We start from the raw sequence: 12,736 nt of genomic DNA on the forward strand, positions 1-12,736 counted from the left end.
AAGTTCTGAATTGAGTTCGGATAAGTTTCATGCGTTTGCCTTGATAGGTTACATCTTTATTTTAAATATGTATTGAATGGAACAAGTAGGCAAAAATAAAAATATGACCCGCTGGCGGCTTATCTTGGGCGAAGACACCCGCCAACTGGGAGGGGTAGGGCTCAACGAGCAGGAATCTATCATGGATGCAGCCCTTGCTGCCATATATGACAACGAAGTTGTTGCAGGAAGCGGAAGTTCGGGCAAACAAGGCGGCAAAGGACGTTCGATGCCGAATCTGGCCAAGTGGCTTACCGATGTGCGTACCTTCTTCCCTCAGGATGTGGTAAGTGTGATACAGGCAGATGCTATCGAACGGAAGGGATTGACCAAATTGCTGTTCGAACCCGAAACGCTGAAAAATGTAAAACCCGACATATCGATGGTAGGCACCCTAATGGCATTGAAAGGGCAAATACCCGAAAAATCGAAAGAAACTGCCCGCCAACTGGTCAGGGAGGTGGTAGACGAAATAATGAAACGTATGGAGCAAGATCTGCGCCGTGCTGTTACAGGTGCATTGAATAAAAAAGCCCATTCGCCAATAGCCAATTTTGCATCTACCGACTGGAAGAGGACGATAAACCGCAATCTCAAAAACTACGATACAAAGACAAAACGGCTGATTCCTGAAAAATTCTATTTCTTCGAACGCAGCCAAAAGCAAAAGAATTGGACTGTAATACTCGACATTGACCAAAGTGGCTCAATGGCTGATTCTATCATCTATTCGTCTGTCATGGGTTCTATCTTTGCCAGTATGCCGGCATTAGACACTCATGTAGTGGCATTCGATACCGAGATAACAGACCTGACCGAGTTGTGCCGCCAAGACCCTGTGGATATGCTCTTTGGCGTTCAGTTGGGAGGTGGTACGGATATCAACAAGTCTGTTGCCTATTGCCAAAGCCTGATAGAGAATCCTCGCAAAACGATGTTTATACTTATTTCCGACCTTTACGAAGGCGGTGTGCGGAAAGGGCTGTTGCGCCGCCTGTCCGAGATGCACGAGGAGGGGGTTAAGGTAATAACCCTCTTGGCGTTGTCTGATAGCGGCAAGCCCGATTATGATGTCAATTTGGGGCGCGAGATCAGTAAACTGGGTATAGCTTGCTTTGCATGTACACCCGATAGGTTGCCAGACCTTGTTGCTGCGGCATTGAAGGGGCAGGATCTTGTGCAGTTTGGGGTGAAAGATAAAGTGTAGATATTGTAAGTGAATGCTTAGTGCCACCAATAGATAGTATAATCGTGGCATTCGTATTTGTTGAAGTTGTAGCAATAAAATACTACTTGGTATTCGCTTCTGTTGTATTCCAGTTGTTGCACATGTCCATATTCTTTAGGCCCGAACAATTTTATTATTTTATCGCCATGTACTCCAATATATAATGTGTCTTCGATATTCTTCTGTTTCAGAAGATCTGCAGCAGCAAGATTTACGTAGATTGTTCCTACTTTATGTGTCCGTTTATTATAAGAAAAAGAAAGAGCCCGTTCACCGGCAACATAGTAATGGACCGTATTGAAGTCGTATTCGTTCTCATGTATTCTGTGGTCCGTAGGCTCTCCGTATATCTCGAATACTCTCTCTATTGTATCACCTTTTTTTATACCCACCACGTATTTGAATCTATCGAGAGCGGTATTTTCTGTATGAGAAAAAGACTGCTTGGTTTTGCAGCCCGAAAGGAGTAAAAAGGCTGCTGTGATTAAAAGTAGTTTTGTTTTCATTAGTTCTGTTTAGAATTGTCTGCAAATATACAAGAATTATCGGATTGTATTCTTATTCAAACCAAAAGACCGCCCATCGAGAGCGGTCTTTCCAAATATCTATGTCCTCTATAAACACCTTCCCTTGGGTCGGCCTACAGGGGCGTTACTCAGCCAGCAATATCTCCATTATCTGTACGGCAGCCTTAGTAACCGAAGTACCCGGGCCAAAGATAGCAGCAACACCGGCTTTATACAAGAAGTCGTAGTCTTGGGCAGGGATCACACCACCGGCAATTACTACGATGTCTTCGCGTCCCAGCTTCTTCAATTCGGCTATCACCTGAGGTACAAGAGTCTTGTGTCCGGCGGCAAGTGACGAAACGCCAAGTACGTTTACATCATTTTCTACAGCCTGACGGGCAGCTTCTTCCGGTGTCTGGAACAATGGTCCCATATCTACGTCGAATCCGCAGTCGGCATAACCTGTTGCCACAACTTTTGCACCACGGTCGTGTCCGTCCTGACCCATTTTAGCGATCATGATACGTGGCTGACGGCCTTCTTTCTTCGCAAATTCTTCCACAAGCTGTTGTGCATGTTGGAATGTAGGGTCTTTCTTAGTTTCTGATGAATACACGCCTGAAATTGTTCTGATTATTGCTTTATAACGTCCTACTACTTCTTCGCAAGCATCTGAGATTTCTCCCAGTGTGGCGCGAAGGTGGGCTGCTTCAACTGCAAGTTCCAAAAGATTGCCTTTTTTGGTTTTCACACATTCGGTGATAGCAGCCAGTGCTTTCTTCACAGCCTCGTTGTCGCGGTTTGCTTTCAGCTCGTTCAAACGCTCGATTTGCTGACGGCGAACTTCCGTGTTGTCTACATCAAGAATGTCGATAGGGTCTTCTTTTTCCAGACGGTATTTGTTTACACCGATAATGGTTTGAGTACCCGAGTCGATCTTAGCCTGAGTACGTGCAGCAGCTTCTTCGATACGCATTTTAGGAAGGCCTGTTTCGATAGCTTTAGCCATACCACCCAGTTTTTGGATCTCTTGTATGTGCTCCCATGCTTTGTGCACAAGCTCGTTAGTAAGCGTTTCCACATAGTAAGAACCAGCCCAAGGGTCGATTTCCTTAGTGATATAAGTTTCTTCCTGAATGTATATCTGGGTATTACGTGCGATACGGGCAGAGAAGTCAGTAGGCAATGCAATAGCCTCATCCAGTGCATTGGTATGCAAAGACTGGGTGTGGCCAAGAGCAGAAGCCATAGCCTCGATACAAGTACGTCCCACATTGTTGAACGGATCTTGCTCAGTCAGCGACCAGCCCGAAGTTTGCGAGTGGGTACGGAGCGCAAGCGATTTCGGATTCTTAGCTCCGAAGCTTTTCACGATCTTAGCCCACAACAGGCGGCCGGCACGCATTTTAGCTATTTCCATAAAGTGATTCATTCCGATAGCCCAGAAGAACGACAGGCGAGGCGCAAACGCGTCTACGTCGATACCTGCGTCGATACCCGCTTTCAGGTATTCCATACCATCGGCAAGGGTATAAGCCAACTCGATATCTGCTGTTGCTCCGGCTTCCTGCATGTGGTAACCCGAAATAGAGATAGAGTTGAACTTAGGCATCTTCTGAGATGTATATTCGAAGATATCGGCGATAATCTTCATCGAAAATTCAGGTGGGTAGATATATGTATTACGCACCATAAATTCTTTAAGGATATCGTTTTGTATTGTTCCCGCCATTTCTTCCAGTTTAGCACCTTGTTCAAGCCCTGCATTGATATAGAATGCAAGTACAGGAAGTACAGCTCCGTTCATTGTCATCGAAACCGACATCTGGTTCAACGGAATACCTTCAAACAATACTTTCATGTCTTCTACCGAGCAGATAGATACCCCGGCTTTACCCACATCGCCCACTACACGGGGATGGTCGGCATCGTATCCGCGGTGTGTGGCAAGGTCGAACGCTACAGAAAGTCCTTTTTGTCCCGATGCAAGGTTGCGGCGGTAAAACGCGTTCGATTCGGCAGCAGTAGAGAATCCTGCATACTGGCGGATTGTCCACGGACGCATGGCGTACATACCAGAGTATGGCCCGCGAAGGAATGGAGGGATACCCGAAGCATAGTTGAGATGTTCCATGCCTTCGAGGTCTTCTTTTGTATAAACAGACTTAACAGGAATCAATTCAGGAGTCATCCAGTTAGCTTCTATACCATTATCGGCAGACCATTTGGCAGCGTCTGTCGCTGCGAAGCCTGCTTTGTTAATGTCTATATTTTTAAAATTTGGTTTCATACTTTTTTATTTTGGCCTCCCCAACCCCTCCTGCGGAGGGGCTTGCTTAAGAGGGTAATCGTTTATATGTATTCATCCTCTCTGTTCTCCTCCCCTCTGGGGAGGTAGGGAGGGCTAGATTCCTAACTTAGCGTTGAACATCCTTAATGTTTCGAGTACGTTGCTCTTCACATTTATGAAGTGCTCGATACCCTGAGCTTTCAGTTCGTCCATAGATGCAGGAGCTCCTGCTACCACGAAGTGTTCTTTGCCTGCAATCAGCTTGTGAGCTTCAGGGGCAAAAGTTGCATATTCGTCGTCGCTCGAACAAAGAACGATAATATCAGCTTTCTTTTCGCGTGCAGCTTTTACGCCTTCTTCCACAGTCTGGAATCCAAGGTTGTCGATAACCTTGTAACCTGCGCAAGCGAAGAAGTTGCTAGAGAACTGAGCACGTGCAAGACGCATACCAAGGTTACCGATAGTAAGCATGAATACTGTAGGCGCACCATGTTTTTCGGTAGCCAGGCGCATTTCTTCGAATGCAGTAGCTAGGCGGTCGGTAGGAAGAGCCATATAAGGAGCATCTTTACCACAACCACATCCGCAAGCTTCTTTTTCAACGATTTTGCTTCCGGCTTTTTCAGTGAAGTTAGGATATTGGTTAGTTCCCAACAATACTTCGCGGCGGGTAGCCAATCCTTTGAAGCGGGCGTCAGCCGACGCTTTAATAGCAGTTTGTACTGTTCCGGCTTTCAATGCTTCGTAGAAACCTTTCTCGTCTGTTTCGAGGAACAATTTCCAAGCTTGCTCTGCGATAGACTTAGTAAGGTTTTCTATATAATATGAACCCGAAGACGGGTCAGTAATTTTGTCGAAGTGACATTCTTCTTTCAACAACAATTGTTGGTTGCGTGCAATACGCTCAGAGAAGTCGTCAGAAGTTTTATACGTTTCGTCGAACGGACGCACAGTAAGCGAGTTAATACCTGCTATAGTTGCCGACATAGCTTCTGTCTGTGTGCGAAGCAGGTTGACGTGTGCATCGTAAATAGTCTTGTTGAAAGTAGATGTCTGAGCGTGTGCATATATTTTAGCAGCACAGCGGCAAATGCCTTCAGATGTTTTGCTTGGGCATTCGTTAGGGCAGATAGGGCTGTATGCATTTACAATCTCGGCCCACAACCAGCGTGCAGCACGGAATTTAGCTATTTCCATGAAATAGTTTCCTCCGATACCGAAGTTAAATTTGATTTTCTTGGCTACCAGTGTAGCATCCAGTCCGGCTTCTACCAGTGCAGATAGTATTTGGTTACCATTAGCCAGTGCATAGCCAAGTTCCTGATATATATACGAACCGCCATCGTTGATAGCATGAGCGTTAACGGCTAATACGCGGAAACGCGGAAGCGGAGCGGCAGCTTTCACTATTTCGGCAGCTTTTTCTACCCAACCTTCTACATCGCGTCCTTTTTTCAAAAGCGGCTTGAATGGGTCATAGTTTACCGAACCGAAGCATTTCATTACATCTACTCCCAGCCCTTTGTAGTATTCTACCAGTATCTTAGTCAGCTCAAGCGATTTGCGGTAGCAAGTGCTGAAGTTAAGTTCGACACATTCGGGGCAAATGTCTTTGAGCAGGGTCTTGATGTTTTCGGCATTTACATCATCACCGTCGATGCTGAATCCCAACGAAGTAACACCTTTGTTCAATACATCGAGGGCTTTGGCATTGGCTGCCTTCATGTCCGATACGCAAATGTCTTGGCGAACATACCAGTCGTTGTCTTTTTTTGTACCACGAACATAAGGAAACTCACTCGGAAGAGAATCGGCGGTTGGCATACCTACGATGTTCTCACTTCTGTAGAATGGGTTTACATTGAACCCTTCATTCGTTCTCCAAACAAGTTTTTTCTCAAAATCGGCGCCTTTCAGGTCAGCCGTAATCTTAGCCATCCATTCTTCGGTAGAAACCGATGGAAAGTCTGAGAAAAGCTTTTCTTTTTGATTAGCCATGATTAAATTTTATTGTTTAATATATTAGGTTTTTTTCGATTATGTGTCCTTTGGTTTTTTGCACTGCAAAAGTAAGGTATTTTGTTTGGTTAGTAAAGTTTTAACCGTAAATTTTTCCTTTACAGGTAAGGATAATTTAAGATGAGAAATGAAAATTGTATTTTATTAATCTTATATGGGATTCAGTTATTCGAAAACTTTCAAAAAGTTCCTATCTTTGCCGTTTATTCTTTCGGAGAAGTATATGAATCAAAAATATCCATCTGTTTTACTCGAAAATGCCGTGAATGAGTTTGCCAAGCTTCCCGGCATCGGGCGTAAGACGGCTTTGAGGCTTATATTGCACTTGTTGAGGCAGGACAATGCTATTGTTGACGGTTTTTCGCAGGCTCTTGTGCAGCTAAAGCACGAAGTGCAATATTGTAAAGTATGCCATAATATTTGCGATGAGGAAGTCTGCCCGATATGTAAAGACAGGTCGCGCGATGCTTCTACCATTTGTGTAGTAGAAAACATCAAAGAGGTGATGGCTATAGAAAATACGATGCAATACAAAGGATTGTACCACGTGCTGGGGGGGATTATTTCGCCGATAGATGGCATTGGCCCTGCCGACCTGGAAATAAACAGCCTTGTAGAGCGAGTGGAGTCGGGAAGTGTGAACGAAGTGATATTGGCACTGAGCACGACGATGGAAGGCGACACTACCAATTTCTATATATATAAGAAGCTGTCGCCATTCGATGTGAAAGTGTCGATGATAGCCAGAGGAATCTCTATTGGCGACGAAATAGAGTATGCCGACGAGGTTACGTTGGGCAGGTCTATCTTGAATCGTACATTATTTAACGAGTCGTACCGGATGTAATTTATTATCTCCTTTTCAGAATAATTGTATATTTGCATCAGTTACTAAATACAATAAAACAAAAACTACCAATTCATTATGATTATTGCAGTTGATTTCGATGGAACTATAGTAGAACATGCATATCCGAAAATCGGACGTCCTATACCTTTTGCTATAGAGACATTGCTACAATTACAAAAAGACGGACATACCCTTTTGATGTGGACAGTACGTACCGACGAACTGCTTCAGGAAGCTGTAGACTATTGTGAAAGCAAAGGGTTGAGATTTTATGCTGCGAACAAAAACCATCCGGAAGAAGACCCTGCTTCTGCTGCCCGGAAACTGAATGCGGAAATGTATATTGACGACAGAAATGTAGGCGGATTGCCCGATTGGGGGGTGATATACCATATGATAAAAGGCGTGGAAAACGGAGTGACCGATTTTAGTAATATAATGATGGCTTCGGGCGAAAACAACAGGGTGCGCCGCAAAAAGAATTTCTTTATCCGTTTGGGAGAGATGATAGAGAAGAATAAATATTGATGAAAATGAAAAATGAAGAATTAAAAATTAAGTTAGGGTTTTCTTATTCTTCACTTTTAATCCTTTATTTCTCACTTTTAATCCTTCATTCCTCATTTTTAATTTTTCATTCTTCATTTTTCATTCTTCATTTTTAATTTTTCATTTAAAAACTATGTTACTGAAAAATACACAAATAGAGCTTAGGGCAGTAGAGCCGGAAGATCTGGATATATTGTACAGGTGGGAAAATGAAACTTCGCTATGGATACATGGCAATACATTGGCCCCCTATTCCAAACTGGTACTTCGCCAATACATCAACGATGCGCTGGAAATGGATATCTACCAAAGCAAGCAGCTGCGCCTGATGGTAGACCTACCGGAAGAAAAGGCAACTATCGGCACACTCGATTTATACGAGATAGACGCCCACAACAGGAGAGCCGGGCTCGGTATCCTTATAGACGAAAAATACAGGCAGAGGGGGTTTGCCCAACAAACCCTGGAGTTGATGAGCGACTACGCTTTCAACTTCCTGTACCTGCATCAGATATATGCTTATATCTCCGAAAGCAATACAAAAAGTATCAGCTTGTTTGAGAAAGCGGGATACCAGCAAGTCGGACAACTTAAAGACTGGGTACAACGAGGAGAGGTTTTCGAAAATGTTTGTTTATTCCAGTTGGTGAACAGCAAATAACAAGATGGCAGAGGACATAAGAGAAGATGTAAAAGCGGCATTCGAAACCCTTATATCAGGAGGGCTTATCCTTTACCCTACCGATACCATTTGGGGTATTGGTTGCGATGCTACAAACCAAGAAGCGGTAAAGCGGGTATATGAGTTGAAAAAAAGAGTAGACCAAAAAGCCCTGATAACCTTGCTCGACAACCCCGTGAAACTCGATTACTACATAGAAGAAGTGCCGGCTATAGCATGGGACTTGATCGAAGTATCGGAAACGCCCCTTACCATAATATATGACAATGCCCGCAATGTGGCTCAAAACCTGATAGCCCCCGATGGCAGCCTGGCTATACGTATCACAAAGGAGAAATTCTCGAACGAATTGTGTAAGCGTTTCCGCAAAGCCTTAGTTTCTACATCGGCCAATATAAGCGGGCAACCTGCGCCGGCCAATTTCTCGGAGATAAACGAAGAAATAAAAAAAGGTGTGGACTATATCGTAAAATACCGGCAGGAAGATAAAACGGAAGCCAAAGCTTCGAGTATTATCAAACTGGACAAAAACGGAGGAGTAAAAATAATAAGAGAGTGATGTCTGTTTACGAAGACAAAATATTCGATGGAGAAGTATATAACGAAGGACTCTTTGATGAGATCTTCGATTATTGCACATTTTCTAATTGCAACTTTTCGGAAGCTAAAGTAATTTCGTGCCAGTTCAACGATTGCAGTTTCGATAATTGCAACCTTTCCATAGCCGATCTCACACAGTCTACATTAAACAACGCTTCGTTTCGCAACTGCAAAATAATGGGAGTGAAGTTTAACCATTGCAACGACTTTATTTTCGAAGTGAATTTCGACAACTGCATACTCGATTACAGTTCTTTCGAAAAGAGGAAGATGAGCAAAACCATCTTCAACAACTGTTCGCTAAAAGGTGCCGACTTTGGAGAAGCAGATCTCAGGCAATCGAAATTTACAGGTTGCGATCTCAACGAAACTATTTTCTATAATACCAATATACAAGAAGCCGATTTCACCTCGGCCTGCAATTATACAATAGACCTCACCCAAAATAAAATAAAAAAAGCGCGCTTCTCGAAAGACGGATTGACGGGATTACTCAACCACTTCAATATAATTATAGAAGATTAGCGGCAACCTTGCCTCTATATCTGATTATTTTTACTAATTTTGCACGCTGAAATTAAACCGCTTTTTTAACTATTAAATATTGAAAATGAAAGCATTTGTATTTCCAGGGCAAGGAGCACAGTTTGTAGGTATGGGAAAAGAACTCTACGAGACCTCTGCACTTGCTAAAGAAATGTTTGAGAAAGCAAACGAGATTCTTGGGTTTCGCATTACCGACCTGATGTTTGCAGGAACAGACGAAGACCTTCGTCAAACCAAAGTAACACAACCTGCTATCTTCCTTCATTCGGTAATCTTGGCAAAAACAATGGGCGAAGATTTTAAACCCGATATGGTTGCAGGACACTCATTGGGCGAATTTTCGGCATTGGTAGCAGCCGGAGCATTGTCGTTCGAAGATGGTTTGAAGCTTGTTTACAAACGTGCATTGGCTATGCAAAAAGCTTGCGAAATGGCACCTTCCACTATGGCTGCCGTATTGGCACTTCCCGACGAAAAGGTGGAAGAAGTATGCGCATCTATTACCGACGAAGTAGTAGTTCCTGCCAATTACAACTGCCCCGGACAAATCGTGATATCAGGCTCTATAGCCGGTATCGACAAGGCTTGCGAATTGCTGTTGGCTGCCGGAGCAAAGCGTGCGTTGAAACTTAAAGTAGGAGGGGCGTTCCATTCACCATTGATGGAGCCGGCCAAAGTAGAACTTTCGGAAGCAATCAATACTACAGAGATCAGTTCGCCGATATGCCCTGTCTATCAGAATGTATCGACAAAAGGCGAAACAGACCCTGCTGTAATCAAAGAAAACCTGATAGCCCAACTGACTGCACCTGTAAAATGGACGCAATCGGTGCAACATATGGTTGCCGATGGAGCAACAGAATTTGTAGAGCTAGGCCCGGGTAATGTACTTCAGGGATTGGTGAAGAAAATCGCATCGGATGTAGTTACCAGCGGAAAGCAATAAAAAATATAAGATAAAATAGTTGACAGGGTACAATTACTTAGTAAATTTGTATCCTGTCAGTTTTTTAATGGTGCGAATTGTGAATCAGTAATAAAAAAGTTTATCTATATAAGCCCCCTTTGTTCCCCGAAGTGGAGAATAGGCAAGCCACGACAAGAGAGGGGAAAAGTAACATCGTAAAAATAGCGAAAAAGCGTTACTTGTGTTACTTTTTAACAATATAGTGTAAAGATAGGTTAATTTAATGCGGGTTTTGAGACAAGCTCGGCCGGAAAAAGTAACAAGAGTGCTTACATTTATTTTCAATTTACTAAGAGGTATTAATAACTAAGTATTTACGATATGGCATTTCTTACAGGAAGTAAACAGACTGATATCCAGGATGAAGCAGCAAAAAATATATTTATGACAGAGCTGAATAAGAAAAATGTATTAGTTACCGGTTCCAACGGGCAACTGGGTAGCGAACTGAGACGGTTCTCTTCAGAGTTTACTACCCATTTCAGATTCTTCTTTACCGATGTAGCCGATCTCGACATTACCGATAGGCAAGCTGTAGATGCTTATATAAAAGAGCACAGTATTGCGTATATTGTCAATTGTGCTGCATATACAGCCGTAGATAAGGCCGAAGACGATGTCGAACTATGTTATAAAATCAATCGCGATGCGATAGCCAGCCTTGCTGTTGCGGCGACAAACAACGGAGCAAGGATTATCCATATCTCTACCGACTATGTATTCGATGGTACAGCAAATGCCCCGTACACCGAAGATATAGAAACCAATCCGCAATCGGTATATGGCAAATCGAAGTGCGAAGGCGAGATCGAGTTGCTGAAGGCATGCCCCGAAAGTATTGTAATACGTACAGCATGGTTATATTCCATCTATGGAAACAACTTTGTGAAAACGATGATGAAATATGGGCGCGAACGCGATGAACTGAATGTTGTAGCCGACCAGACGGGAACACCGACCAATGCTGCCGATCTGGCTCAGGCGATACTTCGCATATTGGAACATTCATATACGAAAGCATTCGAATCCGGTATTTATCACTATTCGGATGAAGGGGTAACTACATGGTACGATTTTACGCTGGAAATACATCGCCTGGCAGGTATCGACTGTAAGGTAAACCCCATCGCTACCGATCAATACCCTACTAAGGCTAAAAGGCCCATGTACAGTGTGTTGAGCAAAGAGAAGGTGAAAACTGTTTTCGGCATTTCTATCCCGCAATGGCAGGAAAGCCTGGCGGTATGTATCAGCGAAATGGAGAATGGCTGAAACGTACAGCAGGCAGGTAGAATCTTCTATAAGTGCGCGTTTCGGAGGTTTTTATCTGTTTACCGGCGAACTATTCTGCAATCCGGGTTGTTCATATGTTAATAAAGCATACTGTATATAGGGAAGTATTAAATTCTAGTTGTTTTACGATCGCTAAATTGATACATCCTTTAGTTATCAACAACTTTAAAATTAATCTGTATCACTCTTATGAAGAACAGTGTGGATTTGATTCTTGTGAAAAAGATTTTGGATTTCATACCTGCGAATGTAAATCCGGTTGATTTTTTGATGGATGAGCTGGATTTGAGCCGCGACTCTGTTTACCGGCGAATCAATTGTAAAAAGAGTTTTACTATTCAGGAGATAGTAAAACTGTCGATAAAACTTGATTTCTCCCTCGATGACATCGCGTTTATTATGGGCAAGGAATTTGGAGCTGAATATGCCAGATATTCGGCAACAACTGTCGAAGATGCTGTGTATTATTTGTTTAATCATTTTATCAATCTGAACAGAAAATACATGAATGCCCAAGATGTGGAAATGGCATTTACCGCAAACAGGATGCATCTGATTTTTACATATGAATTCGCAGATCTGTTCCGTTTCCTGTATTACAGGTGGATGCATATAATGCGCGAGATACCAAACGATTATGCTCTTTACAATCTGGTGATTCCGCAGAGGATTACCTCTTTGTACCGCGACCAGCTTCCCTTTATGGCTGGCAAGAACTCATCGTTTATTTTCGATTCCAATTTGATATTGAATGTAGTAAAAGATATACAGTATTATTATCAACGCAAACTTATCACCCCTGACGAACTCGAACGGTTGAAAAGCGATTTGATATCGGCCATAACAAAGGGAAAAGAGATAATGCTCGAAAAAAATTCCGAATGGTCATTCCCTTGCAATTTTTATCTCTCTACCCTGGTACTGAGTTCCAGTAGTGCATACAGGAGATACGACGGCATAGAAAAGTCGGATGTCTGGAGTTTCTCTCCCGATCCTATACACATTACCAATTCGGCTCTATGCCAGAATCATCGCAGGTGGATAGATTCACTGAAACGGTATTCAACCATGCTGTCGGGTACGAACGAAGATATTATGTACGCCTTTGTCAACAAGCAGTATGAGTATATACACAATATAGATAAAGTATTATATATATAGGGG

Annotated in this window: 12 protein-coding genes; 9 read left to right on the top strand and 3 right to left on the bottom strand. The window is 43.0% G+C overall.

The features are described from left to right. Positions 1 to 76: 76 nt before the first annotated feature. Positions 77 to 1,246 (top strand): VWA domain-containing protein, encoded by a 1,170-nt coding sequence (locus D0T57_RS04380; RefSeq protein ID WP_163271266.1) that lies wholly within the window; start codon positions 77 to 79, stop codon positions 1,244 to 1,246. A 17-nt stretch (positions 1,247 to 1,263) separates the two neighbouring features. Here the strand turns inward: D0T57_RS04380 and D0T57_RS04385 are convergent, their stop codons facing one another. From D0T57_RS04385 to mutA, 3 genes are all read right to left on the bottom strand, one after another. Beyond that, positions 1,264 to 1,773 (bottom strand): hypothetical protein, encoded by a 510-nt coding sequence (locus D0T57_RS04385; protein WP_163271267.1) that lies wholly within the window; start codon positions 1,771 to 1,773, stop codon positions 1,264 to 1,266. Positions 1,774 to 1,918: 145 nt separating this feature from the next. Beyond that, positions 1,919 to 4,066 carry a methylmalonyl-CoA mutase gene (scpA, locus tag D0T57_RS04390; RefSeq protein ID WP_163271269.1) on the bottom strand — a complete coding sequence of 716 codons (2,148 nt, stop codon included), beginning with the start codon at positions 4,064 to 4,066 and terminating at the stop codon, positions 1,919 to 1,921. Between the two features lie 114 nt (positions 4,067 to 4,180). Beyond that, positions 4,181 to 6,064: a methylmalonyl-CoA mutase small subunit gene (mutA, locus tag D0T57_RS04395; protein WP_163271271.1), complete on the bottom strand. Its 1,884-nt coding sequence runs from the start codon at positions 6,062 to 6,064 to the stop codon at positions 4,181 to 4,183. Between the two features lie 244 nt (positions 6,065 to 6,308). Here mutA and recR point away from each other — a divergent pair, with 244 nt between their 5' ends. The 8 genes from recR to D0T57_RS04435 all read left to right on the top strand — a co-directional run bounded on the left by recR (position 6,309) and on the right by D0T57_RS04435 (position 12,733). Beyond that, complete coding sequence (gene recR / locus D0T57_RS04400) at positions 6,309 to 6,932, top strand: recombination mediator RecR (RefSeq protein WP_163271274.1); 624 nt, start codon at positions 6,309 to 6,311, stop codon at positions 6,930 to 6,932. A gap of 78 nt (positions 6,933 to 7,010) precedes the next feature. Then, positions 7,011 to 7,463, top strand: a complete 453-nt coding sequence (locus D0T57_RS04405) for a BT0820 family HAD-type phosphatase (protein WP_163271276.1) — start codon at positions 7,011 to 7,013, stop codon at positions 7,461 to 7,463. A 154-nt stretch (positions 7,464 to 7,617) separates the two neighbouring features. Then, the gene (locus tag D0T57_RS04410; protein WP_163271286.1) at positions 7,618 to 8,145 is read left to right on the top strand and encodes a GNAT family N-acetyltransferase; all 528 of its coding nucleotides are present in this window, start codon (positions 7,618 to 7,620) and stop codon (positions 8,143 to 8,145) included. A gap of 16 nt (positions 8,146 to 8,161) precedes the next feature. Then, positions 8,162 to 8,725 (top strand): L-threonylcarbamoyladenylate synthase, encoded by a 564-nt coding sequence (locus tag D0T57_RS04415; RefSeq protein WP_163271357.1) that lies wholly within the window; start codon positions 8,162 to 8,164, stop codon positions 8,723 to 8,725. Then, complete coding sequence (locus tag D0T57_RS04420) at positions 8,725 to 9,291, top strand: pentapeptide repeat-containing protein (protein ID WP_163271288.1); 567 nt, start codon at positions 8,725 to 8,727, stop codon at positions 9,289 to 9,291. Before D0T57_RS04415 ends, D0T57_RS04420 begins: the two co-directional genes overlap by 1 nt. Before the next feature lie 85 nt (positions 9,292 to 9,376). Continuing rightward, the gene (gene fabD, locus D0T57_RS04425) at positions 9,377 to 10,258 is read left to right on the top strand and encodes an ACP S-malonyltransferase (protein ID WP_163271290.1); all 882 of its coding nucleotides are present in this window, start codon (positions 9,377 to 9,379) and stop codon (positions 10,256 to 10,258) included. Positions 10,259 to 10,663: 405 nt separating this feature from the next. Then, on the top strand, positions 10,664 to 11,551 hold the full coding sequence (gene rfbD, locus D0T57_RS04430) for a dTDP-4-dehydrorhamnose reductase (RefSeq protein WP_255490491.1): 888 nt from the start codon (positions 10,664 to 10,666) through the stop codon (positions 11,549 to 11,551). 210 nt (positions 11,552 to 11,761) lie between these two features. Then, a complete protein-coding gene (locus tag D0T57_RS04435) occupies positions 11,762 to 12,733 on the top strand; it encodes a hypothetical protein (RefSeq protein ID WP_221412282.1) in 972 nt (323 codons plus the stop codon). The last annotated feature ends 3 nt before the right edge of the window (positions 12,734 to 12,736 follow it).

This window comes from Dysgonomonas sp. 511, assembly GCF_010501105.1.
Lineage (GTDB): Bacteria > Bacteroidota > Bacteroidia > Bacteroidales > Dysgonomonadaceae > Dysgonomonas.